24 protein-coding genes are annotated in these 25957 nt (G+C 55.2%); 5 read left to right on the forward strand and 19 right to left on the reverse strand.

Features of this window, described 5'->3' with window-relative positions; translation table 11 throughout:
• Window positions 1-61: 61 nt before the first annotated feature.
• The 8 genes from dagF to QMG90_RS19225 form a co-directional block, all read right to left on the reverse strand.
• Window positions 62-802, reverse strand: coding sequence for a 2-dehydro-3-deoxy-phosphogluconate aldolase (gene dagF, locus QMG90_RS19190; protein WP_283281289.1), 741 nt, complete (start codon window positions 800-802; stop codon window positions 62-64).
• Entirely contained in the window at window positions 799-1917 is a 1119-nt protein-coding gene (locus tag QMG90_RS19195; protein WP_283281290.1) for a DgaE family pyridoxal phosphate-dependent ammonia lyase, read from the reverse strand. Before QMG90_RS19195 ends, dagF begins: the two co-directional genes overlap by 4 nt.
• Entirely contained in the window at window positions 1901-3034 is a 1134-nt protein-coding gene (locus QMG90_RS19200) for an amidohydrolase/deacetylase family metallohydrolase (protein WP_283281292.1), read from the reverse strand. Before QMG90_RS19200 ends, QMG90_RS19195 begins: the two co-directional genes overlap by 17 nt.
• Before the next feature lie 100 nt (window positions 3035-3134).
• Window positions 3135-3779 (reverse strand): DUF4310 family protein, encoded by a 645-nt coding sequence (locus QMG90_RS19205; protein ID WP_283281293.1) that lies wholly within the window; start codon window positions 3777-3779, stop codon window positions 3135-3137.
• 12 nt (window positions 3780-3791) lie between these two features.
• Window positions 3792-4568: a DUF4311 domain-containing protein gene (locus tag QMG90_RS19210; protein WP_038156176.1), complete on the reverse strand. Its 777-nt coding sequence runs from the start codon at window positions 4566-4568 to the stop codon at window positions 3792-3794.
• A gap of 22 nt (window positions 4569-4590) precedes the next feature.
• Window positions 4591-4890, reverse strand: a complete 300-nt coding sequence (locus tag QMG90_RS19215) for a DUF4312 family protein (RefSeq protein WP_038156177.1) — start codon at window positions 4888-4890, stop codon at window positions 4591-4593.
• A 2-nt stretch (window positions 4891-4892) separates the two neighbouring features.
• Window positions 4893-5255, reverse strand: a complete 363-nt coding sequence (locus tag QMG90_RS19220) for an SFCGS family glycine-rich protein (protein WP_038156178.1) — start codon at window positions 5253-5255, stop codon at window positions 4893-4895.
• A 10-nt stretch (window positions 5256-5265) separates the two neighbouring features.
• Window positions 5266-5604, reverse strand: coding sequence for a glycine dehydrogenase (locus tag QMG90_RS19225; RefSeq protein WP_156964111.1), 339 nt, complete (start codon window positions 5602-5604; stop codon window positions 5266-5268).
• Window positions 5605-6000: 396 nt separating this feature from the next.
• Between QMG90_RS19225 and QMG90_RS19230 the strand changes: the two genes are divergently transcribed.
• A protein-coding gene (locus QMG90_RS19230) for an IS3-like element ISKpn8 family transposase (protein ID WP_085949440.1) occupies window positions 6001-7370 on the forward strand; the annotation gives its coding sequence in 2 pieces (ribosomal slippage) (window positions 6001-6481 and window positions 6481-7370; 1371 coding nt in all).
• Window positions 7371-7466: 96 nt separating this feature from the next.
• A complete protein-coding gene (locus QMG90_RS19235) occupies window positions 7467-7622 on the forward strand; it encodes a Hok/Gef family protein (RefSeq protein ID WP_283281295.1) in 156 nt (51 codons plus the stop codon).
• A 72-nt stretch (window positions 7623-7694) separates the two neighbouring features.
• Here the strand turns inward: QMG90_RS19235 and cybC are convergent, their stop codons facing one another.
• The gene (cybC, locus tag QMG90_RS19240; protein ID WP_283281297.1) at window positions 7695-8084 is read right to left on the reverse strand and encodes a cytochrome b562; all 390 of its coding nucleotides are present in this window, start codon (window positions 8082-8084) and stop codon (window positions 7695-7697) included.
• Between the two features lie 54 nt (window positions 8085-8138).
• Window positions 8139-9491 carry a metalloprotease PmbA gene (pmbA, locus tag QMG90_RS19245; RefSeq protein ID WP_283281299.1) on the reverse strand — a complete coding sequence of 451 codons (1353 nt, stop codon included), beginning with the start codon at window positions 9489-9491 and terminating at the stop codon, window positions 8139-8141.
• Window positions 9492-9586: 95 nt separating this feature from the next.
• Between pmbA and yjgA the strand changes: the two genes are divergently transcribed.
• A complete protein-coding gene (yjgA, locus tag QMG90_RS19250) occupies window positions 9587-10138 on the forward strand; it encodes a ribosome biogenesis factor YjgA (RefSeq protein ID WP_283281300.1) in 552 nt (183 codons plus the stop codon).
• Window positions 10139-10217: 79 nt separating this feature from the next.
• Here the strand turns inward: yjgA and mpl are convergent, their stop codons facing one another.
• The gene (gene mpl / locus QMG90_RS19255) at window positions 10218-11594 is read right to left on the reverse strand and encodes a UDP-N-acetylmuramate:L-alanyl-gamma-D-glutamyl-meso-diaminopimelate ligase (protein WP_283281301.1); all 1377 of its coding nucleotides are present in this window, start codon (window positions 11592-11594) and stop codon (window positions 10218-10220) included.
• Between the two features lie 175 nt (window positions 11595-11769).
• Here mpl and fbp point away from each other — a divergent pair, with 175 nt between their 5' ends.
• Window positions 11770-12768, forward strand: a complete 999-nt coding sequence (gene fbp, locus QMG90_RS19260) for a class 1 fructose-bisphosphatase (RefSeq protein WP_038156190.1) — start codon at window positions 11770-11772, stop codon at window positions 12766-12768.
• A 51-nt stretch (window positions 12769-12819) separates the two neighbouring features.
• Here fbp and QMG90_RS19265 read toward each other — a convergent pair whose 3' ends face one another.
• From QMG90_RS19265 to ytfQ, 5 genes are all read right to left on the reverse strand, one after another.
• Window positions 12820-14391 (reverse strand): methyl-accepting chemotaxis protein, encoded by a 1572-nt coding sequence (locus tag QMG90_RS19265; protein WP_283281302.1) that lies wholly within the window; start codon window positions 14389-14391, stop codon window positions 12820-12822.
• Window positions 14392-14483: 92 nt separating this feature from the next.
• Window positions 14484-15482, reverse strand: a complete 999-nt coding sequence (yjfF, locus tag QMG90_RS19270; RefSeq protein ID WP_283281303.1) for a galactofuranose ABC transporter, permease protein YjfF — start codon at window positions 15480-15482, stop codon at window positions 14484-14486.
• Window positions 15469-16494, reverse strand: coding sequence for a galactofuranose ABC transporter, ATP-binding protein YtfT (gene ytfT, locus QMG90_RS19275; protein WP_283281304.1), 1026 nt, complete (start codon window positions 16492-16494; stop codon window positions 15469-15471). The genes yjfF and ytfT overlap by 14 nt, the downstream gene beginning before the upstream one ends.
• 10 nt (window positions 16495-16504) lie before the next feature.
• On the reverse strand, window positions 16505-18010 hold the full coding sequence (gene ytfR, locus QMG90_RS19280; RefSeq protein WP_283281305.1) for a galactofuranose ABC transporter, ATP-binding protein YtfR: 1506 nt from the start codon (window positions 18008-18010) through the stop codon (window positions 16505-16507).
• A gap of 108 nt (window positions 18011-18118) precedes the next feature.
• Window positions 18119-19075 carry a galactofuranose ABC transporter, galactofuranose-binding protein YtfQ gene (gene ytfQ / locus QMG90_RS19285; protein ID WP_283281306.1) on the reverse strand — a complete coding sequence of 319 codons (957 nt, stop codon included), beginning with the start codon at window positions 19073-19075 and terminating at the stop codon, window positions 18119-18121.
• A 305-nt stretch (window positions 19076-19380) separates the two neighbouring features.
• On the opposite strand from ytfQ, the gene ppa reads away from it, so the two are divergent.
• Window positions 19381-19908 carry an inorganic diphosphatase gene (gene ppa, locus QMG90_RS19290; RefSeq protein WP_054179622.1) on the forward strand — a complete coding sequence of 176 codons (528 nt, stop codon included), beginning with the start codon at window positions 19381-19383 and terminating at the stop codon, window positions 19906-19908.
• 134 nt (window positions 19909-20042) lie between these two features.
• On the opposite strand, the gene QMG90_RS19295 is transcribed toward ppa, so the two are convergent.
• The 3 genes from QMG90_RS19295 to tamA are packed head-to-tail and all read right to left on the reverse strand — an operon-like array spanning window position 20043 to window position 25896.
• Entirely contained in the window at window positions 20043-20387 is a 345-nt protein-coding gene (locus QMG90_RS19295) for a gamma-glutamylcyclotransferase family protein (protein ID WP_054179625.1), read from the reverse strand.
• A 2-nt stretch (window positions 20388-20389) separates the two neighbouring features.
• Window positions 20390-24166, reverse strand: coding sequence for an autotransporter assembly complex protein TamB (gene tamB / locus QMG90_RS19300; protein WP_283281309.1), 3777 nt, complete (start codon window positions 24164-24166; stop codon window positions 20390-20392).
• Window positions 24163-25896, reverse strand: coding sequence for an autotransporter assembly complex protein TamA (tamA, locus tag QMG90_RS19305; protein WP_283281310.1), 1734 nt, complete (start codon window positions 25894-25896; stop codon window positions 24163-24165). The genes tamB and tamA overlap by 4 nt, the downstream gene beginning before the upstream one ends.
• Window positions 25897-25957: the final 61 nt, after the last annotated feature.

Below are 25957 nucleotides of genomic sequence, written 5' to 3' on the forward strand. Positions count from 1 at the left end.
GACAGAGATTATTTTCCCTTCACTCCGGCCCTCCCCTTACGGGAGAGGGCGAAGGGGCAGGTTATTTAACCCGTTGTTTGGTCATCGCCAGCAACTGGCGTACATCGTCAGGGCGGGTATCACCACTGGCTTTATCAATGATTGAGCTATAGATGTGCGGAATGATTTTGCTGACCCCGGCGTCGAGCGCGATCTGCAGGATCTCGCCGAAGTTTTCCAGATCAATCCCCCCGGTTGGCTCCAGCCAGAAATCATGACGGGCGCAGGCTTCCGCCACGGCTTTGTATTCGTCACGGCACTTGAGGCCACCCATCGGGAAATATTTCACCGAGCTGCCGCCCATGTCTTTCAGCAGGGCGATAGCGGTGTCTACCGGCACAATACCGTCCGCTTCAGTGCTGCTTAGCGGGCCGGTGGAGATCTTCACCTTGCCTGGCGTGCCGGTCGGTGAAATCAGACCATTGACCACGGTCTGGTTCTGTCCCAGCAGCGCGCGGCTGGTCGCCACGCCGGTGAACACCTGGTTCACGTGCTGCGGCTGTACCTGACGGGAGATTTCACTGACCATTGCCGACTGATTCGGATCGCCCGCGCCCAACCCGACGGACAGCGCGTTATCGATAAGCGCCGCATAGTCACGCATATCCGCCACCGCCGTGGCGACATCCGGGTAATTTTTGGAGAGCACACCGACCAGCACGTGGCCTTCTGCCGCTTCATAAATAGCGCTGGCATTCGCTTTGCTTCCCGCCAGCACGTTCAGGCAGACACGGTCACGATAGAAATTCGGGGTCAGTTTCATGCTTTTTTCTCCTTATTTAGTACTTCGGCAATACGGCGAGCGACAATTTCAAGCTGATCGGCGTTAACGCTACGCACATCGGCTTCGATGATCCCTTCGTTCGCTTTATAACCACGGAAATAAATCGCGTACTGCCCTTGTTTGAGGGCGTTGACCAGATCGCCGGTCGCTACGTTGGTCACGGCTTCATCAAATTTGATTTCAGTACGGGCAATGTCACGTCCGGCGCTGTCCCATACCACACGGGCAGTCACCCCATTCAGGGTATTGAGCTGGTTGATGAATGGCGTCATCTTCGCCACCATCTCATCGCCGCTCTCTTTGCTGGCGGTGAGGTAATGTTCGATGGCGCAGGTCAGACCGAGAATGCCCTCTTTCCCGACTTTCATCGCCCGGCCAATGCCCGCCGTCTGGCGTTTCACCCATTCAACGTACTGCGTTTTGCCGATCACCAGACCGCTGGTTGGCCCTTCAATGGCTTTCGCGCCGCTGTAGATCACCAGATCGGCGCCCATGCGGTAGTAGCACTGCAAATCTTCCTCAGCGGCAGCGTCGACAATCAGCGGCAGATTATGCTTACGCGCCACAACGGCGGCCTGCTCAACGCTGAGCATGCTTTTCTGTACGCAGTGGTGAGATTTGATATACAAAATGGCGGCCGTGCGCGGGGTGATTGCCGCCGCCAGTTGATCGGCTGAGCATTCGTTGGCATAGCCCGCTTCCACCAGCTTACCGCCGCCGAGTGCGACCATCGTGCCCACCGGCGCGCCAAAGTTGACGTTATGCCCTTTTGGCAGCACGATTTCGTTATTTTCAATCGGTGTGACGTGCAGGTTTTCCAGTAGCCAGTCGCTGTCTTTCACCAGCACCGCCGCCACCGACTGCGCGATCCCCGCAGAAGCGCAAGAGACCACCGTCGCCCCTTCCACTTCCAGCAGTTTTGCAATGTATTCCCCGGTTTTGTTGACCAGATCTTTCATTTCAAAGTAATGGTTCATGCCGCTCATGACGGCCTCGACCACTTCCGGACGCGGCGTGGAAACCCCCAACGCCGTCATGCGGCCGGACGTATTAATGACTTGTTTTAAATTATATTTTTCAAAAATCGAAGGCATGTTCCGTTCTCCCTTGTTCGGTCATATAGCCCTTGCCCGCGCGAATGGCGGCCAGCGGCAGCAGAATGTTGTCAACCTGCAGGCTTTCGTTTTCGGCATCCACCATCACCGTGGCCTGATGTTTCAGCGTGAAGAGGGTCAGATCAGCGTCAAAGCCCTCGGCCAGACGCCCTTTGCGCGTTAAGCGCAGCCCTTCAGCCGCATGGTCGGTCACACAGGCGATCACCTGCGGTAGCGACAGACCAATGGCAAGAAATTTCGACATCACGCTCGCCAGAGAACGTACCGGGCCGTCGATACGGTTACGGCAGTAGATATCCGAGCTGATGGTGTGCGGCAGAATACCCATGCTGATGGCGCGTCGCGCTACTTCAAAGCTGAAACTGGCGGTGCCGTGGCCTACATCAAGGCGTACACCGCGCTGAATGGCGCGAGTAATAGAAGCTCGCAGTTCGCCCGCGGGCGTCAGAATGCGGTTTGGTTTGCCGTTATAGCAGTGAGTAATGATATCGCCGGAGGTCAGCAGCTCCGCGATTTCATCGAGATTCGGCGGATTGTTGCCGATATGCACCATCAGCGGCAGGTCGCCATTCTCTTTCTGGATACTTTTGGCGTGCTCCAGCGGCGTGATGCCGTTTTCGCCGACCACGCTGCTGCTCATACGCGCTTTCAGCCCGACGATAAAATCCGGGTGGCGTTTAACCGCGTCGCGAACCGCAGCGGCATCGATGTTCGCCATGTTCGACAGTTCGTTCTGGGCAATCAGCCCGACGCGGGAGATATTCAGCAACGCATAAACTTCGGTGCTGGCCTGACGGGTCAACTGGTAGAAATCGTCAATGTCGTCCGCGCCAGTGCTACCAGCGTCGATGACTGTGGTGACGCCCGTCGCGATGCCGACACTGTCAGGTTCATCATGATAAATCGGGGATTTCGGGTAGCAATGAACGTGGGAGTCAATCCAGCCTGCGCTGACATAAACCTCGCCGTGAAGCTCTACCGTCTTTTTCGCGGGTGCGGTGATGTCGCCCAGCGCGGCAATTTTACCGTCCAGAATGGCGATATCGGTCAGGGTATCGTCGACAAGGCGCGCACGGCGCAGGAGTAAATCAAACATGTTTTTCTCCTGTGAGAATGAGTAAACCTTTTGCCGGATGGCGGCGAAAACGCCTTATCCGGCCTACAAAATCGCACCGACTTGCAGGCCGGATAAGCGCTTAACTAATAGCTATCGGGAACAGGGAACCGAGGATCATGGCGCCAAGAATGGCTCCCCCGGTGATCGGCTTCTGCCAGAGGTAAAACAGCAGCGCGCCAATCAGTGAACCCACGCCAATCGGAATGGACGCGGTCATCGCGCTCAGGATAATCAACGGACCGAGGAAGCGGCCTGACGCGTTACCGGCACCCATCATGACATCGGCACCATAGGTGGAGTCGCTCTGGTTGATGGTGAACTTACGCGCCAGAATGATGACGTAACCAATCGCCAGACCAATCACCAGACCGGTCACCAGCGACGCAATAAAGTTCGTCACCGGGAACATAATCCCCGCGCCCAGCAGCAAGGCCGGAACCCCAAGACCGACACCGGTCTGAATGGCGCCGCCGATATCGAGGATCCCCACCAGAGAACCTTCGATGATACGGGCAAACAGGAAGCTCGCGCCAAACGCCGCGACCGCACCGTATACGCCGGTATCAATCCCCGCTTTCAGCATGGCCACGAAGGCCACTTCGTTAAACGCGCCGATACCGTAGAGGTAATACATGTGCGTCCCGGCGAACACGCCGGAGGAGAGCAGGCCAACAAAGATCGGGAACGACCAGTCGGCATACCAAAAACCTTTTTTCTCTTCCATTTCAGGCTCCTGTTATTTACCGCTGAGAGAGTTATGGATCACATCCAGCCAGTTCGGGACGGTCAGATGGAAAGATTCGATCATTTTCATGTCGAAGCCGCGGAAGAAGCCGCTCAGGACGAACAGCGCCACAATCGCCACCATCATCACTTTGGTCACGCGATGCCAGCCACTCTCTTCAACGCCTTTACCGATGAGAATACCCAGTACCAGACCCGGTACGGCGTTACCCATGATCAGCTGCGCTGCGCCGCCGAAGACAGTTGCCCAGAAGCCGGATTTTTTACCCGCATCGATAGCCGCCAGCCAGAAGATCACCGGCATCACGGTATTCACCAGCAGGTTTGCCGCCGGCACCAGAACCTTCACCGCCGTCACCTGCAGCGCTTCCGGTACGGACGAGGCGGTCAGGTTAAGGAAGGTCACCACGATCATGCCGATCACGCCGCAGGCGATCGCCATTTTCTTCGGATCGTGCAGTGTTTCGCCGACATTGCGGTTTTTCAGCATCAGCGCTGCCGCACCCCAGTTAGGAATAATGCGGTGGTCGACGTCCTGTGTGAAAGAGCCCGCCGCAACAGAAGAGGCCCACGCGTTGAAGAAAAAGCCTAACCCAAAGGAGAAGTGAGACGCCGGGTCCCCTTCGCAAGAGTTCAGTTCCCCCAACGTACGAAACGCGCCCATCCCCTGTGTGGTGGGCGCATGAAACATGCGTGCAGCCCCAGCACCCACGCCGACGCCCACGAGGCCACCGATGATGAGTGATTTTATTAAAATTATCAGGAACATTAGTCTGCCCTTTTAGTAAGAATCAGCGTTGCGTGACAAAATCTACCCTGTCGAGGTTGATGGCGGTCACGTTGACGGTGACATCCAGCTCCACGCTGTACGACCGTCTTTCCCGGCGCAGAAAGAAGAACAAAAATGCTTCCTTACGCACCGCTTCACGCGCATGAACAACTTGCACATCCTGTGGCTCAATACGCAGTAAAATGTGCGGTGAACTCTTCATCACCGCTGATTGCACCTGGTTAAGCGCATCGGCAAAAGCGCGTGCTTTTGAGTCGCCTTTGCCCTTAACCCTCACCGTGGTGGTGAACTGCTCTTTCATAGTTATGCGCCGTATTTCTTTTTCCAGGCTTCCACCAGGCGTTCGCCCAGCTCTTCTTTATCCATAAAGCCAAAGCCCAGAACATTGCAGCCTTCATTGATGGCCGTTACGCCCTCATCCACAGAACGCATGCCGTATTTCGCTTTGTAGCCATATTTGTTTTGCGCCGTAATGGCGCCAGCGCCACCACTACCGCAGAAAGAGATACCGAAGGTGGCGTTTTCCGCTTTCATCACATCGCCAAGCTTCATATCTGCCGCCACACCCGGAACAACCACGGCACGGCCACCGGCTTTCTCAACGCCTGCAGCCACTTTCTGTCCTTTGCCAAGGCGATCGCCAATTACAACGGTAATCTGTTCCATCATTTGCTCCTTAAAGGTTGTCTTTCGCTACTTCGAAGTGAACGGAGAGCAGCCAGGCTTCTTCCTCAGGGAGGTTGCCAAACTGCGCGACCACTTCTCGGGCAAGCGTCATTGAATCTTGTGAAATTTCTTCGAACAGGCTGGCATCCACTTCGGGCAGCGGTTCACCGGTCACTGACCGATGCGCCATCGCGCGGACATGAGAGGTCAGCATCTGCTCCTGTACTGCATTGGGGAGGATGTTGTGGCGGCTGAGCAGCGCAAAGGTCTGCTTCAGCATGGTATCGGCAAGTTTCTCTGTCTGAACTGCCTGGTCCCCAACGTCGTTCATTACCGCTCCGTTAATCACTCGTCTTACCCCGTTAATGTCTCTGAGATAAAAGTAGCGTTGGGCAACCGGAGTTTGTAGACAGTTGTTTTCCACTTCGAAGTGGAAAGGAAACAGGCAGCAGTGATCTGTGCCACATTATTGCGGTGAATAAGTTCAATTGACTGGAATTACGTGATGAATATCACAGGGATTGGTGGCAAATCATGGCGCACGATAGAGAAAAACCTTGCGAGGCTTCTCGTAAAAATGTGATGTCGATAAGGTTTGCTTATGAAAAATCGCTAAGATGCTTGCGGGTGCTTGAGACTTTCCGTCTCAGGCATGGGACGGAAAGTGGAAAGCCCCACCTGACTATAAATCAAGGTTGTGTACTGCACCCATTTTGTTGGACGATGAAATGGAATAGTCCCTGATATGTCAAAGCCAAAATACCCCTTCGAAAAGCGCCTTGAAGTCGTGAATCACTACTTCACAACTGATGATGGTTACAGGATCATCTCTGCACGTTTTGGTGTGCCTCGAACCCAGGTCAGGACGTGGGTTGCCCTCTATGAAAAACATGGAGAAAAAGGTTTAATTCCCAAACCTAAAGGCGTTAGTGCTGATCCAGAGTTGCGCATTAAGGTCGTGAAAGCCGTGACCGAGCAGCAGATGTCCCTCAATCAGGCTGCTGCTCACTTTATGCTTGCTGGTAGTGGTTCTGTAGCCAAGTGGCTGAAAGTCTATGAGGAGCACGGAGAAGCTGGTTTACGCGCACTCAAGATCGGCACCAAAAGAAACATTACAATGTCAGTTGATCCAGAAAAAGCGGCGTTAGCATTGGAGCTGTCGAAAGACCGACGTATTGAGGATCTTGAAAGACAAGTTCGATTCCTTGAAATGCGGCTTACGTATCTAAAAAAGCTGAAAGCCTTAGCTCATCCCGCGAAAAAGTGAAAGTACTCAACGAGCTAAGGCAGTTTTACCCTCTTGATGAGCTTCTCAAGGCAGCGGAGATACCGCGCAGTACGTTTTATTACCATCTAAAGGCTCTCAGCAAGCCTGATAAGTATGCGGATGTTAAAAAGCGTATTGGTGAGATTTATCACGAGAATAAAGGTCGTTACGGATACCGTAGGGTAACGTTGTCTCTCCATCGAGACGGGGAACGGATTAACCATAAAGCCGTTCAGCGCCTGATGGGAACCCTCTCGCTTAAGGCAGCGATTAAGGTCAAGCGATACAGCTCCTACAGAGGAGAGGTAGGGCAAACCGCCCCCAATGTTCTCCAAAGGGATTTCAAGGCTACACGGCCAAACGAGAAGTGGGTTACCGACGTTACTGAATTTGCAGTCAATGGGCGAAAGCTGTATTTGTCTCCAGTAATAGATCTCTTCAACAACGAAGTTATTTCTTACAGCCTGTCGGAAAGACCTGTGATGAACATGGTCGAGAATATGCTCGATCAGGCATTCAAAAAGCTTAAGCCTCACGAGCATCCTATTCTGCACTCTGACCAGGGATGGCAGTATCGTATGAGAAGGTATCAAAACATCCTTAAAGAACAAGGCATTACACAGAGCATGTCCAGAAAAGGCAATTGTCTGGATAATGCAGTCGTGGAATGTTTCTTTGGAACCTTAAAGTCGGAGTGTTTTTATCTTGACGAGTTCAGTAATATAAGCGAACTGAAGGATGCTGTTACGGAATATATTGACTACTACAACAGCAGAAGAATTAGCCTGAAATTAAAAGGTCTGAGTCCAATTGAATATCGAACCCAGACCTATGTGCCTCGTGTTTAACTGTCCAACTTTTTGGGGTCAGTACAAGGTGGGGCCCTAAACTTCACGTCGCACCGTGGAGGTTAGTGCCTTACCTGCAGAAGCAAGGAGGCATCCATGAAACGACCGCAACCAATTATACGGGCGCTGCTGATAATTGCCATAACAATCATCGCAGTGACTCTGATTACCCGGCGATCGCTTTGCGAAATTCGATATCGCAACGGTTCGCAGGAAGTTGCAGCACGTCTGGATTGCAAATCTGACAAGTAAGGAGCTATACCGGGGGGAGTTCCGAACTCCCCCCGCCCCACACAATGAGGGCGTAAGGCTCAAGCACCTATTTTAACGATACTTTTTGTGATAGGTATTGCGCGTTGTCACAAAGCCGTCAGCCGCAGCCTGCGCCTCTTTGACTTTACCTTCGTTCGCCAGCTTCAGCGCACCGTCGATTTGCCCGACCAGCGTATCCAGGCCGTGGCGGAAATCTTTCATCTCAGCGCTGTCTGCCGCTTTACCTTCCAGCTTCGGCGGCGTCTGTTTCTGCGCATCCAGTGCGGCGGCGCGCATTTTACTCAGCGCGTCCTTCATGTCTGCGGCGTTATCGGTCTTCTGAACAATTTTCAGGTTTGCGTTGAGGGTATCCATATCGTCTTCAAGATCGGCGGCAAAAACGTTTGCCGAACTGAGGACAAGGGAAGACACCGCTAACATCGCGAGGAGTTTTTTACGCATTGCTCACTTCCTTTTTTGTTATTAACGGCGCGGCAGGTCGCGCCAACAAGTGAATCATTGCCCGGCGATTTTCATCTCCGGTAACAGCACGGAACCACACTGTATATTGCTACGTGTTTCAATATCGTCGGCGATGGTGACAATATTACGCCACATGTCTTTCAGGTTTCCGGCAATGGTGATTTCACTCACCGGGTACTGAATTACGCCATTCTCGACCCAAAAACCTGAAGCACCGCGCGAATAATCCCCCGTTACGCCACTGACACCCTGCCCCATCAGCTCGGTCACCACAAGACCCGTGCCCATTTCTTTTAGCAACTTTTCAAAACTCAGGCCGCGCCCGGCAATGCGCCAGTTGTGAATACCGCCTGCGTGCCCGGTACTTCTGAGGCCCAGTTTGCGGGCTGAATAATTGGTCAGTAGCCATTGGGTGAGAATGCCGTCTTTAATAATATCGCGGCGCTCCGTGCGTACACCTTCGCTGTCGAACGGCGTCGAGGCCAGCCCTTTACGCAGATGTGGATGTTCCTCGATGGTCAGCCACTCCGGCAGGATCTGTTTGCCAAGGGAATCCAGCAGGAACGTGGATTTGCGGTACACCGCACCACCGGCAATCGCGCCGACCAGGTGACCGAACAGCCCGGTCGCCACTTCGTGGGCGAAAATCACCGGCGCTTTCATGGTCGACAATTTACGTGGCGCGAGGCGAGCCAGAGTGCGGCGCGCGCATTCTTCACCAACCCATTCCGGTGATTGCAGATCCTCAATCGCCCGGCCGATGGTATAGGCGTAATCGCGTTCCATTTCACCGTTTTCTTCCGCAATCACGCAGCTGGAAAGCGAGTGGCGGGTCGAGCAGTAGCTTTGCAGCATGCCGTGACTGTTGCCGAACACTTTGATGCCATAGTGGCTGTTAAAACTGCCGCCTTCGGTGTTGGTAATGCGCTTATCGGCCTTGAGGGCGATTTGTTCGGCACGTGCCGCCAGCTCGATGGCTTCGTCGGGTGAAACTTCTGTCGGGTGGAAGAGATCCAAATCCGGCGCGTCAAAGGCCAGCAGGTCTTTATCTGCCACCCCGGCGTAAGGATCGGCAGACGTGTAGCTGGCGATATCCAGCGCCGCCTGCACAGTGCGGGCAATCGCCTGCGGGCTTAAATCAGTCGACGAGGCACTGCCTTTGCGATTCTGGTGATACACCGTAATGCCGAGCGCGCCGTCGCTATTGAATTCGACATTCTCCACTTCACCGTAACGCGTGCTGACGCCAATACCGGTGGTTTTCGACACCGAAACTTCAGCGCCATCTGACTTGCCTGACGCCAGTTCCAGCGCGGTAGAGACCGCTTCTTCCAGTGCTTTACGCTGCTCTGCAACTTGAGTGATTACTTTCATCGTCAATGCCATAATGTAAAGAGAGTTTCAATGAAGTCTAACAGAGAACCGTTTTCCAGTGCGCGCCTTAACTGGTAACATGTGCCTCTTTTTTTAAGGAGCCTGAGATGACCAAGCAGCCCAAAGACTGGCTCGACGATGTTCCCGGTGATGACATCGAGGATGAAGATGATGAAATCATCTGGGTCAGTAAAAGTGAAATTAAACGCGACGCCGAAGAGTTAAAACAGCTTGGCGCGGAAATGGTCGATCTGGGGAAAAACGCGCTGGATAAAATCCCGCTCGACCAGGATCTCCGTGACGCCATTGAGCTGGCACAGCGTATCAAGAAAGAAGGTCGCCGCCGTCAGCTACAGCTGATTGGCAAACTGCTGCGTCAACGCGATGTCGATCCGATTCGCCAGGCACTGGATAAGCTGAAAAACCGTCACAACCAGCAGGTTGTGCTGTTTCACAAGCTGGAGCAACTGCGCGATCGCCTGATCGACGAAGGCGACGATGCCATGACCGACGTGCTGAATCTGTGGCCGGATGCCGATCGCCAGCAGATGCGTACGCTTATCCGCAATGCGAAGAAAGAGAAAGAAGGGAATAAGCCGCCGAAATCTGCGCGCCTGATATTCCAGTATCTGCGCGAACTGGCAGAAAACGAGCAGTAACCGTTTTGCCGGATGGCGCTGCGCTTATCCGGCCTACAGAATCGTAGGCCCGGTAAGCAATGCGCCACCGGGCAATAAACTACTCTTCTACCGCGTCCGCTTTTTTCGCCAGACCGTCCAGCAGTTTCTGATGGATCCCACCAAACCCGCCGTTGCTCATTACCAGAATGTGATCGCCTGGCTGCGCGGATTTGACAATCATCTCCACCAGCGCATCGACGTCCGCACTCCAGAAAGCCGGCTGGATGCAGGCTTCCGCCACTTCCGCCACCTGCCAGGGAATATGCTGCGGCTGGAGCAGATACACTTCATCCGCACGCCCCAGCGACGGCGCCAGATCGTTTTTGCTGATGCCCATTTTCATGGTGTTGGAGCGTGGTTCCAGCACCGCGATAATGCGCGCCGTGCCGCCCACTTTGCCGCGCAGCGCCTGCAACGTGGCGAGGATCGCTGTCGGGTGATGCGCGAAATCGTCATACACGCAAACACCATTCGCTTCACCACGCAGTTCAAGACGGCGACGGGCGTTGATAAACGATCCCAGCGCATTCGCGGCATCGGCAGGCGTGACGCCCACATGACGCGCGGCGGCAATCGCCATCAGGCCGTTATTCATGTTGTGTTCGCCAACCAGCGCCCACTTCACCTGACCGACAACCTCGCCATCCAGCAGCACTTCCCATTCAGAGGCGTCTGCGTTCAGCTTCTTCGCCTGCCAGTGCCCCTGCTCGCCCACCAGTTCCTGCTCGCTCCAGCAGCCCATCGTCATCACCTGTTTCAGGTTAATGTCATTTTCCGGCAGGATAATACGGCCCTGACCCGGCACGATGCGCACCAGATGGTGGAACTGCTTCTGAATCGCTTTCAGGTCGTCAAAGATGTCCGCGTGGTCAAACTCAAGGTTGTTGAGCACCAGCGTACGCGGGCAGTAATGAACGAATTTGGAGCGCTTGTCGAAGAAGGCGCAGTCATATTCATCGGCTTCGATGACAAAGAACGGGCTGTCACCGAGACGGGCAGATACATCGAAATTGCCCGGCACGCCGCCGATCACAAAGCCTGGCTTGTAGCCGCAGACGTCTAAGATCCAGGTCGCCATTCCAGCGGTGGTGGTTTTGCCGTGAGTACCGGCAATCGCCAGCACCCAACGGTCGCGCAGCACGAAATCATGCAGCCACTGCGGACCGGACATGTACGGAATATTCTTCTCCAGCACCGCTTCCACGCACGGGTTGCCGCGCGTCATAGCATTGCCGATGATCACCAGATCCGGCTGCGGATCAAGCTGTGCAGGATCATAACCCTGAATTAAATCAATACCTTGTTTTTCCAGTAACGTGCTCATTGGCGGATACACGTTGGCGTCCGAACCCGTCACGTCGTGGCCCAGGGTGCGCGCCAGCATCGCCAGCCCGCCCATGAAAGTGCCACAAATTCCTAAAATATGAATGCGCATACGTTACGTCCTTTCTTTTCGCTGGCGCGTATTTTACTCATATGTTCGACGGCAGCGAAACGCATTTCAGTTAAATCCGTATTTTGCTGGCGCGATTCACCTGTGCGCTACTATTTGAATCTTTGTTAAGATTGTTGCGGTCGCTTTACTCCACATAAAATGCAGGGAAAGTGTTATGAAAACGTTAGGTGAATTTATTGTCGAAAAGCAGCACGAGTTTTCTCATGCTACCGGTGAGCTCACTGCTTTGCTGTCGGCAATAAAACTGGGCGCCAAAATTATCCACCGCGATATCAATAAGGCCGGTCTGGTCGATATCCTGGGTGCCAGCGGTGCTGAGAACGTGCAGGGCGAGGTTCAGCAGAAGCTCGATCTGTTCGCGAACGAAAAACTGAAAGCTGCACTTAAGGCGCGCGACATCGTCGCGGGTATCGCGTCGGAAGAAGAAGACGAGATCGTCGTCTTTGAAGGCTGTGAGCATGCGAAGTACGTCGTGCTGATGGATCCGCTGGATGGCTCATCCAACATTGATGTTAACGTTTCTGTTGGCACCATTTTTTCAATCTACCGCCGCGTGACGCCGGTAGGCACCCCGGTTACCGAAGAGGATTTCCTGCAGCCGGGCAACAAACAGGTTGCTGCCGGATATGTGGTTTACGGCTCCTCCACTATGCTGGTGTACACCACCGGTTGCGGTGTTCACGCCTTTACCTATGATCCGTCGCTGGGGGTGTTTTGCCTGAGCCAGGAACGCATGCGCTTCCCGGAAAAAGGCAACACTTACTCCATCAACGAAGGCAACTACATTAAATTCCCGATGGGTGTGAAGAAGTACATCAAGTTCTGTCAGGAAGAAGATAAGGCAACCCAGCGTCCGTATACGTCACGTTATATCGGTTCTCTGGTGGCTGATTTTCACCGTAACCTGCTGAAAGGCGGGATTTATCTCTACCCGAGCACGGCCAGCCACCCGCAAGGTAAACTGCGTCTGCTGTATGAGTGCAACCCGATGGCCTTCCTCGCCGAGCAGGCGGGCGGTAAAGCCAGCGACGGTAAAGGGCGTATTCTGGATATTATCCCGGACAGCCTGCACCAACGCCGTCCGTTCTTCGTCGGCACCAATCATATGGTGGAAGATGTCGAGCGCTTTATTCGCGAGTTCCCGGACGCGTAATGTCTGCGTTTCTGACCCTCTTCCCGGTGGGGAGAGGGTCAGTGTGGCGCATCAGACCGCGCCTGCACCCTGCAGTCTGAACGAAGCCATTGCTTCAATCAGCTCCTGCGACTGCTCTTCGAGCGAGCGCGTCGCCGCAGAGGATTGCTGCACCAGCGCGGCGTTCTGCTGAGCGGTTTCATCCATCTGGCTGACGGCGATATTTACCTGCTCAATGCCACGACTCTGCTCCTGCGACGCACTGGCGATTTCACGCATCAACTTAGTCATTCGCAGCACTTCGGTAGCGATCTCATCCATCGTTTCACCTGCCTGCAACGCCAGGTCACTCCCCTCGCCTACGTGACTACGGGAATCGCTAATCAACTGACGAATCTCTTTCGCCGCATCCGCACTGCGGCTCGCCAGAATTCGTACTTCGCCTGCAACCACCGCAAACCCACGCCCCTGCTCGCCTGCACGCGCCGCTTCTACTGAGGCGTTGAGCGCCAGAATGTTGGTCTGGAAGGCGATGCCGTCGATAACGCTAAGGATGTCGGCAATACGATCGGAACTGCTGGAGATATCACGCATTTTTTCAATGACGTAGCAAACCATTTCACTGCCGCGATCGGCGGTATCAGAGACCGCTTTCGCCAGCTGGTGCGCCTGCTCTGCGTTTTCGGCGTTCTGTTTCACCGTGGCGGTGATCTCTTCCATACTGGCCGCCGTCTGTTCAAGGGAGGTCGCGGTGGATTCCGTCCGCTGCGCCAGGTGCATGTTACCCGCTGCCAGTTCGCGGCTGCCGGTATCAATTTGTGAACTGGCGTCACGCACGCGCAGCACGGAGGACATCAGCGACTGGCGCATGTCGTCAATGGCCGCGTTGAGGCGGTTAATTTCGTGGCTCGCCTGTTTGTCAGTTTCCCAGGTGAGATCCCCGGCGGCGACATGTTCCAGTTGAGCGATAGAGGCATTCAGTGGTTTGAGCAGCATCTGACGCAGCGCCATCCATGCCAGGACGATCACCCCGGCTGTCAGCAGCGCGACAATGACGATAAACATCATCACCCGCGTTTTACTGCTCTGCACCGCGCTGACCTCTGCTTTTCCGCGCTGATCGACCCACTTCTGATACGCCTGCATATTGTTGTCAAACTGACGGGAAACCGGGATCAGGCTCTTCTCAAGTAGATCGTAATAACCATCCGCGCTCTGTTTATTCAGCGCCTCCAGCATCGGCTTGATACCCTGTTCGTTATAGACGGCGTAACTGTTCGCCACCGTTTTCAACAGATTATCGCCCTGCTCGTCCTGCATCGGCGTGCTGAGTGCCGCAGCTAACACTTTCTGCGCCTGCGCCACTTCCGTATTGATATTTTTGACCGCTTTGGTGGCGTCATCCAGCATCCCGATCTCCATCAGACGCACCGCCTGACCGGCTTCGTTACGCGCGCGCAAAATCAGGGTATAGCCTTCGTTGAGATGCACCATCTGCTCGCCCTGGAGCTGGTTGATGCGCTGCAAAGAGGAAGAACTTTGAGAGAGGGCATAAATGCCCATGCCGCTCACCAGCAGGAGCAGGAGCGTCATCACGGCGAGTACAGAAAGCAGGCCGGTTCGAATCGATAGCGTTTTTAGCATGATGTTATTTCCGGTAGCAGGGGACTTTCGGCATAAAATAAATTTATCGGCTGCTACCGGAAAAAGTTTAGTTTTAATGCAATTTCAACATGTTACCGGGTTGTTGCGTTATTAACCCTTGTGACCGGCGAACTCTGACGATTTTCCCATAGCACTGTCAGGCCGCGCTGCAGGGCAATGAAAATGAACAATAAAATGCCGATGGCGATCTTGGTCCACCACGAGCTGAGCGTGCCGTCAAAGTTAATATAGGTCTGAATCAGCCCCTGAATTCCCACACCGAACAGCGTTCCCAGCACTGTACCGACGCCGCCACTGAGCAGCGTACCGCCAATCACCACCGAGGCGATCGCGTCCAGCTCCACGCCAACACCCGCCAGCGCATAACCCGCCTGGGTATACACCGAGAACACAATGCCCGCCAGCGTCGCCAGCCCGGTGGAGAGCATGTAGATGCGAATGGTGGTGCTGCGTGTTGAAATCCCCATCAGGTTGGCCGATGTCGCGTTGCCGCCGATGGCATACACCTGATTGCCAAAACGGGTACGGTGGGCGAGGAAAATCCCTATCACGACGACCAGCAACATCAGAAGCCCCATCGCACTGAGACGACCGCCGCCGGGAATCGTCCAGGCGAGATCGGAGAGGGTGTCGTACACCGGATGGTTAATCGGGATCGACTCTTCAGAAACCAGATAGCTGACGCCGCGCAGGAAGAACATCCCGGCAAGGGTGATGATAAACGCCGGAATTTTAAGCGCGTCGATCAACAACCCCATAAACGCGCCAAACGCGCAGCCCATCACCAGCACCAGCGGAAACGCCAGCAACGGCGGGATCCCCCAGAAACCGATCGCTTTCGCCAGAAAAACCCCGGTGAAAGCGATCACCGAGCCGACGGAAAGATCGATACCCCCGGAGAGGATCACAAAGGTCATACCGACGGCGATGATCCCAAGAAACGCGTTATCAGTCAGGATATTGCAGATGACGCGCGTCGAGGCGAACCCCGGGAACTGCGTCAGGCAATAGAGATAGCCAAGGATAAACACCCCGAGCGTAATCATCAGCGGTAAATTACGTTTGATCATGGCGGCGGATCCTTTTCAGTATGCTGATAAAAGACGGTGACTGGACGATCAGGACGCAGAGCACCACCACCGCTTTCACCACCTGGTTGAGCTCCGGCGGGAAGCCGGAAAGCAGGATGCCGGTATTCATACCCTGAATAATCAATGCCCCGACCACCGACAACAGCAGGTTAAAACGCCCGCCCATCAACGAACCGCCACCGATAACCACCGCCAGGATGGCGTCCAGCTCCAGCCAAAGCCCGGCGTTATTGGCATCAGCGCCGCGAATATCGGCGGCAACGATAGTTCCGGCAATCGCCGCACACACGCCGCTCAGAACATAGGTCAGCATCACCACAACGCGCGTATTCACCCCGGCGTTTTTGGCGGCGCGAATGTTGATGCCGACCGCTTCAATAAACATCCCCAGCGCAGTTTTGCGGGTGAACAGCCAGAAGACGATCAGCGTCACCAGGGCGATGATCACCGGCGTCGGGAACAACAGGAATTTGCCGCTGCCGATCCACGCCAGGTTCGGCGCATCAAAAGTGACGATCTGCCCGGCGGTGATCAGTTGCGCCACGCCGCGTCCGGCGACCATTAAGATCAGCGTGGCGACGAAAGGCTGGATTTTCAGTATCGCCACCAGAATGCCGTTCCACAGCCCCGCCAGCACGCCTGTTGCCAGCGTCGCCAGCAGAATAACCGGCAGCGAGTGTCCGGCGACGGCCATGGATGCCGCCGTGGCGCCCGCAATTGCCATCACCGCACCGACGGAAAGATCGATACCGCCGGTGGCGATCACCAGCGTCATACCAATGGCGAGCAGCGCAACCGGGGCGGCGCGGTTAAGAATGTCAATCGGGCTGCCAAACAGGCGCCCGTCCTGCAGCACCACCTGGAAGAAATGCGGCGCCACCAGGCTATCAACCACTAGCACCAGGATCAGCGCCGCGAGTTGCGGCATCCCGGTGGGCCAGCGAAAACGGCGCTTTGCGGCGTCCGTTTGCGGAAGGGATTGAGGCATCACGGTTTACTCCTTATGCCGCAATAGCATTCATAATCGCCGGGACCGAGAGTGCATCCAGCGGGATCTCCGCGACCTGCTTGCGATCGCGCATGATAATCACCCTGTCGGCGTAGCCCACCAGCTCCTCCAGCTCAGACGAGATAACCAGCAGCGCCAGGCCATCGGCACACAGGCTTTCTATCAGACGGATAATTTCTGCGTGTGCGCCCACGTCGATACCGCGCGTCGGCTCATCAAGAATGAGAAACTGCGGGCGGGTCAAAAGCCAGCGGGAGAGCAGCACTTTTTGTTGGTTGCCGCCGGAGAGAAACTCAATCGGCTGCTCCCCGCTGGGTGTACGGATGCCAAGCTGGCGAATAAAACGTTCGGTGATCTCATGTTGTTCGCGCCGTGGAATCGGTTTTAGCCAGCCACGCTGCGCCTGCAATGCCAGAATGATATTCTCCCTGACCGATGCCGCCGCAATAATGCCATCGGTTTTCCTGTCTTCCGGGCAAAAACCGATGCCGAGACAGGAGGCCTGATGCGGTGACCGCAGGAGCTGTTTTTTCCCTTTGATCCACGCCGTACCGCTGTCGGCTGGCTTAATGCCGAAGATCACTTCTGCGGTTTCGGTGCGACCGGATCCTAACAATCCCGCCAGCCCGACGATTTCTCCGGGACGAACCTGCAAATCGAAGGGGTCGATGGTACCTTTCTTGCCGAAGCCTTCAAACGCCGCCACCGGTTTTTCACTCAGCAACGTACGCCCGGCACGCTGCAATGCCTGATGCTCAAGCTCACGGCCCAGCATCATCTTCACCAGCTCAATCTGCGGCAGCTCGTGGGTTTCCCGGCAGCCGACGAAACCACCGTTTCGCAACACGGTAATACGATCGCTGACCTGATAAACCTGATCGAGAAAGTGGGTGACGAAGATCAGGCTGACGCCCTGATCGCGCAACTGGCGCATCAGGCCGAAGAGCATGTCGACCTCTTTGGTGTCGAGACTGGCCGTCGGTTCGTCGAGGATCAGCACTTTGGCGGAGAGATCGATCGCGCGACAGATAGCGACAATTTGCTGCATCGCCACCGAAAAGCGGTTAAGGGGTTCGCGCACATCGAGGGAAAAACCGTAAGACGCCATCAGTTCGGTGGCGCGTTTTTCCATCTCCTTGCGCCGCAGAAAGCCGAAACGGCGCGGTTCGCGACCAATAAACAGGTTATCCGCCACCGACATGTTCGGCAGCAGGTTCACTTCCTGGTAGACGGTGCCAATACCCAGTTGCTGAGCATGTGCGGTATTCTTCGGTGAGATTGGCTGACCTTCCAGCCAGATGGTGCCGCGATCGGCATGATAAACCCCGGTCAGGGCTTTGATGAGCGTTGATTTCCCCGCGCCGTTTTCACCCAGCAGCGCCATGATTTCACCGCGCCGCAGACTAAAATCGACATTATCTAATGCCTTCACGCCGGGGAAGTATTTGCTCAGGCCTTCTGTACGCAGGACATCCTGATGATGGATTGATTCGGTCATTATCGCCTCCCCCAAAGGTTCCCTACCCTGACCCGCTTCCTAAAAGGGAGAGCGCCTGCGACGCCTCTCCCCTCAGGGGAGAGGGCCAGGGTAAGGGGTGATCCATTATCAGTAACCCATATTTTTTTTCTTCTCTAACTCTTCTTTTGCCGTGTCAGGCAGGTAGAGCGTGGACTTGGTCAGTGTCACTTTCTGCGGCATGGTGCCGTCTTGCTTGAATTTCTCAAGCGCATCAAACGCCGGACCGGCCATGTTCGGGGTAAGCTCAACGCTGGCATTCGCTTCGCCGGCAATCATCGCTTTATAGATATCCGGCACGCCATCGATGGAGCCCGTGAGGATATCTTTGCCCGGTTTCAGGCCCGCTTCTTTGATGGCCTGAATCGCACCGATCACCATGTCATCGTTATGGGCGTAAACCATGCAAATGTTTTTGCCGTTGTTTTCTGCCTTGATGAAGCTCTCCATGACTTCTTTCCCTTTACTGCGGGTAAAGTCGCCAGACTGAGAACGGATGATCTTAATGTTCGGGGCTTTAGCGATCGCTTCCGCGAAGCCTTTTTTACGATCGATCGCGACACTCGCGCCAACCGTCCCCTGCAGTTCCACGACGTTACACGGCTTACCATTAACGGTTTTAATCAGCCAGTCGCCAATCAACTGACCTTCCAGCACGTTATTGGCCGTCACCGTGGTCATATAGAGAGAATTGTCTTTTACATCAATAGAACGGTCGAGCAGGAACACCGGGATTTTTGCCTCTTTCGCTTCTTTCAGTACCGGTTCCCAGCCAGTTGCCACAACTGGGGCGATAAAGATGGCATCCACGCCCTGAGCGATAAAGGAGCGCACGGCTTTGATCTGGTTTTCCTGTTTTTGCTGTCCGTCAGCGATTTTCAGCGTGATGCCGCGTTTCTGGGCTTCACTCTTCGCGACGTTGGTTTCAGCGGCTCGCCAGCCGGACTCAGAACCGACCTGCGAAAATCCTACGGTCAAAGGAGCAGCCATCACCATAGACGACATGGCTGCGGAAACTGCTGTGACAAGAAGTAAGCGCTTCCACATAAAGGTATCCTCGTAGGGTTATTGTTGGATAAAACTTCACCTGCGGGATAAATATAGACAAGGCGGGATGTAACAGAATGCGTTACATCACACTTCAGAAAAGTGGATAAAATGTTAATCACAAATTTGTAATCGTTTCCACTTTACTATGAAAAAAGCGGCTGAGTTTATGGATTTTCCAGTTATGAAATTCGTCTGAAAAGAACAATATCAACACGATGAACAGGAAAACAGGAAAAGACATTCTTTGTGAGTTGGCTATAATACCGGGCACCAGATTGCCACACATTTTTAAGGAAACAGACATGAGCTTACTCAACGTCCCGGCGGGTAAAGATCTGCCCGAAGATATTTATGTTGTCATCGAGATCCCGGCTAACGCAGATCCTATCAAATACGAAATCGACAAAGAGAGTGGAGCACTGTTCGTTGACCGCTTCATGTCTACGGCGATGTTCTACCCGTGCAACTACGGTTACATCAACCACACCCTGTCTCTGGACGGTGACCCGGTAGACGTTCTGGTTCCGACCCCGTACCCGCTGCAGCCGGGCTCCGTTATTCGCTGCCGTCCGGTTGGCGTGCTGAAAATGACTGACGAAGCCGGTGAAGATGCGAAACTGGTTGCTGTACCGCACACCAAGCTGAGCAAAGAATACGATCACATCAAAGATGTAAACGACCTGCCGGAACTGCTGAAAGCGCAGATCGCTCACTTCTTCGAGCACTATAAAGATCTGGAAAAAGGCAAGTGGGTGAAAGTGGAAGGCTGGGCCGACGCTGAAGCGGCAAAAGCGGAAATCATCGCCTCCTTCGAACGCGCTAAGAAGTAATTCTTACCGCCGCTGAACGTAAAACACCGCCTGATTGAGGCGGTGTTTTTGTTTTATGGGCTTATTCAATAATTGCCTGCACACTCCCACCTGCGCTCGCAAAAAACAACGCCACCCGAAGGTGGCGTGGCTTTTCAGTCCTGGTTTCTGTCTAACCAGTTTCCGCTTTCAATCAGCGTTAACCCGTCGACCGGACGTTGGTACACGTACATCCATGCGCTTCCGTACGGTGTCTGAATTAAATGACGAGCGTACTCTCCGCCCTTGGTGCGTAGCGCATCAAGCTCGGCAAGGGTCGAGGCGTCGATACGATAAACTTCACCATGTACTGTGCCCTTTCCCGGCACTGCGCCTGGATAGTGGCCCAGACTGTACAGCTGATAATCATCGACACTGTGCGCACCCAGCCACTGAGCGTTGGTCATCCAGTGGCTGTTGCCTTGTTTGCGTCGTAAACTGCCGTAAACAAATATTCGCATTGCTAAAACTCAAACTGATAGAGCAAATCCAGTGCCTGATCGACGCCAGACACGGCTTCCAGATATAGCTTAGGCATCAGGCGATAGCGTAACGTGAGCGTTGCCAGTGAGTCAAAAATACCCACGCCATATTTCACCTGTAGACCCGGCAAGACATAGCCACTGACCACCACTTGTGAGGAGTCACCGACCCCCTGGGTGTCCAGCGCCAGATTGCTTACGCCAAACGTCTCGCCGATTTTACCCACAACCTGACCACTTTGTGCAACCCCCAGACCCACAAGCATTGATGTCATTGCTGCACTATCGCTCTGTTCGCTGTCCAGACCCTGCCCGCGGAGCAGGTAGGAAAGCGCTTGCTGCTGCGACATCGCCGGATCGGAGAACACTTCCGCTTTTGGCTGATCGGCAGTTCCGGTGACGCGAACGCCGGCGATCACGTCGTTTTCTGTGGCTTCCGGGTTGCGAATAGCTTCGATGTTCAGCAATGGCTGATCCGGCGGGCCAGAGAACAGCAGTTCACCTTTGCGCACAATCAGATCCTGGCCATAAGCATGGAAGCGGCCACTCGGGATATTTATCTGCCCGTTCAGCCCGAGCCCCTGTTTATCCTGCGCGACTTTAAGATCGCCCGTCAGGCGCGCTTTCAGGCCAAACGCATCCAGACGCACGTTGTTGCCGACGTGGATATTCAGGTTGCTGTTGATGGGGATCGACGCCGTCTGCGGTTTTTCCGGCTGCAGATCATTATTCAGCATCACCTCGTCGCTGGAGACGCCAACGGCGCTTTCCGGCAACTCGTGCACCACAATACGTGCCCACGGCACATCCACGTTGCCGTCCAGCGTAAACAGGCTTGGCGTGGCGGTAAACACCACGTCCGGCGAGACATCCAGACGCACCATTGGCGGCACGGTGATCCGCACCCGGCTGCCTTTGGCGGCGATGTTGGCGCGCCAGTTATCAATCTGGCTCCAGTCCGCATCGCCGCTGAGGTTGATCTGCCCCTGCTGCGTCAGCACTGAGCCCTGTAGCGTAGAACTCGTACCGTTGAAATTCATCGCTAAATGGCTCGGCTGCATATCGAACGGCATAAAGTTGCCGTCAATATCGACGCCACTCAGTTGCATCTGACCAAACAGTTGCGGCCCCTGCAGATTACCGCCCAGGCGCAAATTCGCGCTGAGCTTCCCGGCGGCTTTCTCGCCTCGCGAGAAGATCGGGTTGATCATCGCCAGCGAGAAGTCGCGGATGTTAACGTTGCCGCCGAGATTACGGCGTCCCTGCGGATCGGTCACCTGCACCTGACCATCCAGTTGACCATTATTGGTGAGACGAATCAGCCAGCCCAGTTCCGCACGATTGTTGCGCAGTTCTGCGTTCAGATTCAGCGTGTCGAACGCCACCGGTAGCGGCGCATCGTTCACCACCTGCATCACTTTGACGTTGCGCCCGGAGAGCGTCACACTCCCCTGCGGCAGCCCTTCTTTGGTAGTGTCCCAACTGACATCGGCTTTGCCGCTAAAGACCCCGCTGGCCTGCGTCGCTTCTGGCATAAACGGTTTCAGCATCGCGAGGTCGAAACGGTTGAGATTAACGACAGCGCGGCCTTCCGCGCCGGCATCAATAGTTTGCGGCACGCACAATTCAGCATCCGGGTTGTTCCAACAGTGTGGCCCGATGCTGATTTTTTGCGCCTGATTGCGGTAATCCAGCGCAATGGCGCGGCTCAGCGACCACGGCCCGACCGGCGTCTGGAAACGGGTATTGCTCAGCTCGCCTTTCCAGCGTTCCTCTTTACGGTCAAAACTCCCTTTCAGCGCCAGTTGACCCGACACCGGCTCGCCCTGGAGGCGCAGTTGCAGGTCATGCTGCTTCTCGTTGCCTTTGGCGTCCAGTTGCACGAGGCTCATGTTGACGCCCGGCTGGACGATGTTATCAACGCGAACCTTCAGGTTGCCGCCAATTTGATCGGTCGATTTAACGTCGCCTTCCACGCGTACCTGCGTAACGGAAAGTTCCTGCCAGCGCAGGTTCCGCGCGGTGATATCTGCCAGCAACTGCGGAGCGTCGATCGTTCCGCGAACCTTCAGCAGACCTTTCGCCGTGCCGCCCAGCCCCGGAAGGGCGTTATCGAGATTGGGGGCGTCGACGGTGGCATCCAGATTGAGATCCTTCACGCCCAGCTCGCCCTTCACGTCGGCGCTGTTGCGCCCCAGCGCCAGATGCAGCCCTGGAATGGTCCACTGCATATAGCTGTTGCCTTTCAGCGAGCCTTCAACGTTGACCTTGTTCTGTTTCACATTGCCGGTGATTTTCAGTTCCGGCACGTCCATCTGCCAGCTGCCGCCGTAAAGGCTGCCGCGGGTTTTAATCAGCCCGTCCAGCTTCGACGGCCAGTCAGGCACCTCTTTCGCGGTGTTAATGCCTTTCAGCGTTAATTCGCCGTTCCAGCTGATCGCCTGCTGCCAGTCCAGCAGCGCCTTGAGTTCGGTGGTGCCTTCCAGCGCCGCCACGACGAGCTTGTCGAGATTTACCTGTTTTTCGTTGCCCTTCGCATCCAGCGTGATGGTGGCGGGCGGTACGCCCTGCCCCTTCACGGAGGTACGGAACGACAGGGTGTAATCGGTCATTTTGCCGCTGAGTTTCAGCGCCAGGTCATCGGCCTGATACTGCTTCTCGCCGGTAAAAGGCCAGTACAATTGCTGGCTCTGTACCTCGACATTCAGCGGCAACCCGACCTCCGCCAGTTGCGTCTGCGCGCGAAGCGACATATCCACCGGACCGGAAAGATTCACGCCGACGTCCAGCTGTTTACGCAGCTCACCGCCCACTTTCAGTTTGATCTTTTCACCCTTCAGCGGATCAATATTCAGTGTACTGTTGAGCGTAATGTCGACCGGCCAGTTATCCTGCAACTGCGCGGTGCCGGTGGCGTTTACCGTTCCCTGATTCGAATCGATATCCAGCGCGTCCAGCCGGGTATTGCCGTCAATGCTGCTCACTTTCAGCAGCATATTAAAGATCGTCAGGTCGGTATCCCCGGTCAGGCGCAATTGCTCACCACGGAATTCCTGAATGTTGAGATTCAGCGGCAGATGAACGTCGGTCATCTCCGGCAGTACCGGTTTCGAGAACAGTTCGGTCAGCGTTTCACCCAGCGGTTTCTCTTCCGGCTGCGGATTTTGAATTTTCGGCTCGACCACCTCTTCCTGCGCCACCTTCGCCACTTTCGGCAGGGCAATCAGCAACCCCTTAAGCGTCGTCGGCGTCAGGGTCAGATCTTTCTCCTGCCAGTTGAGCCCGGTGGAGAAATCCATCACCGACACGGTGGTATCGTCGATGTTGATATTGACGTTATTCAGCGCCACGTGGCTCAGGGTGATGGGATACGGTGTGGAAAGATTAAGCGGGCCGCTCGCTTCTTCTTCGACCGGCGCCGCCGGCGGCATTTTCTTGCTGTCGATGGCGACGTTAATGTCGCGCAACGAAATGTCATTCACGCACAGCGCGCTGCTCCACAGGCAATCCAGTTTCACCGCCAGATGCAGTTGCCCGGCATCCACCGCCACGCCGGGCTGCTGATAGCGCACGTTTTTCAGCGTCAGATCACGCCAGCCGCCAGTCACCTGGCCGATTTCCAGCCCCGGCACCCAACGGTTCGCCGCCTTGAAAATCAGATGTAACCCGGATGTGGTGCCCACGAGATACGCCACCGCCCCCAGCAGCAGCACAATAACTATCAGTACGCCGAGGCTTATTTTCTTCCATAAACTCATAATTCAGGCCCCAGACCGATGTAAAACTGCAAACCGTGCTCTTCTTTGTCGCCGACCGGTACAGCGAAATCGAGTTTGATCGGCCCGACCGGTGACTGCCAGCGAACGCCGACACCCGCGCCAGTTTTGAAATCACTCTTGCGGATATCACTGACCGCTTCACCACCGTCGACAAACATCGCGCCCCACCATTTGCCGCTTACGTTGTACTGATATTCCAGCGAGCCGGTCGCCAGTTTTGACGCACCGATCAGCTTGCCATCGTCATCTTTTGGTGCGATGGATTTATATTTGTAGCCGCGAATGCTGCGGTCGCCCCCGGCGAAGAAACGCAGATCCGGCGGCACTTTGTCGAAATCGCCGGTTTCTATCCAGCCGAGGTTGCCACGCGCCACAAAACGATGGCGATCGTAAAGCGTACGGATCCAGACGTTTTGCGCCTGCACGACAACGAAATCAACATCAGAGCCCCAGGCAGTGTTGGAATAATCCACAGAATAACGCTGCGAATCACCCCAGTTCGGCATCAGGCCGCCGCGTGAACGGGTGCGGCTAATCATCACTCCCGGGTAGAGCAGCATCGTGGTATTAGTGACGTCAGCCTGGGTAAAGTGGTCGAGACTCCAGCGCAAATTGATAGCACGCTGCCAGCCGCTGGAAAGATCCCAGTAACGTGAGACGGCGAGCGTCGTGGAGTCTGATTTGGTGTCGTTAAGATCGGTACGCTTGAGGCCGCCCTGCACCAGGTAATACTGCTCCAGCGGGTTTTTCAACAGCGGCATTTTATAGCTGAAATCGAGTTGCTGTTCCGGTGCGGAAATACTGGCGCTGGAGGTCAGGCTGTGACCGTAGGAGTTGATCCACGGTTTTTTCCACGTCGCCTTCACGCGCGGCCCAACGTCAGTGGAATAACCGACCCCGGTTTCAATGGTATTTTCACTGCGGGGAGACACCACGCCATGCAGCGGCAGCACTTTGGTTTTCCGGGATTTATCAAATTCAGGCGCCACCACTACGGAGTTAAACCAGCCAGTGGCCGACAGGCGGCGGTTCAGTTCGGCTAAATCGGCGGAGGTGTAGTAATCCCCTTGTTTGAACGGCACCAGATGCTGCAGGTAGCGATCCTGAATCTGCGAGCCTTCAAAGGTGACCGCGCCGAAGCGATAGCGTTCGCCGCTGTCGTAGTCGATGTCCCAGAAAGCCTGGTGCCGGTCGGGCGCCACGCCAAGCTGGCTTTTGTTGAATTCGCTGTCGAAGTACCCTTTGCGCAGCGCCACGCTGGTGAGATCTTTCTTGAAGCCGTCATAATCGCCATGATTCAGCACTGTGCCAACCGCCGGACGCTTCTTTAGCAGGTCGAGATAGTCCCTGTCGGTACGCGCACCGCCACGCAGGATCACCCCGGTACCGCCGATACGCACCGGCTCGCCGGGAGTGACTTTCGCCAGCAGCACCTGGCGGCCTTTTGCCGGTGGCGGCTTGAGTTCGAAATCGATCGTCGGTTCGTAATACCCCAGCGCTTTCAGGCCTTCGCGGATGGCGTCGTCCACACGCGCCTGAAAGCGGCGGTCAGGCGTCACTTCATCGCCCTGAATGGTTGAAAGCTGGGCACGAACGTTTTTTTCCAGGTTTCCTGAGAGTCCTTCAACCTGCAAACGTACATTCGCTGCACTGGCAACCCCGCTGACCATCACCAGGCTGGCCACACATAACTGGCAGATTTTTGGCACGTTTTCTCCTGAATTTCCTTGTTTCCTCCCCTACAGGAAACACAAGCGTCGATCCACGACG

This window comes from Trabulsiella odontotermitis, assembly GCF_030053895.1.
Taxonomy (GTDB): Bacteria; Pseudomonadota; Gammaproteobacteria; order Enterobacterales; family Enterobacteriaceae; genus Trabulsiella; species Trabulsiella odontotermitis_C.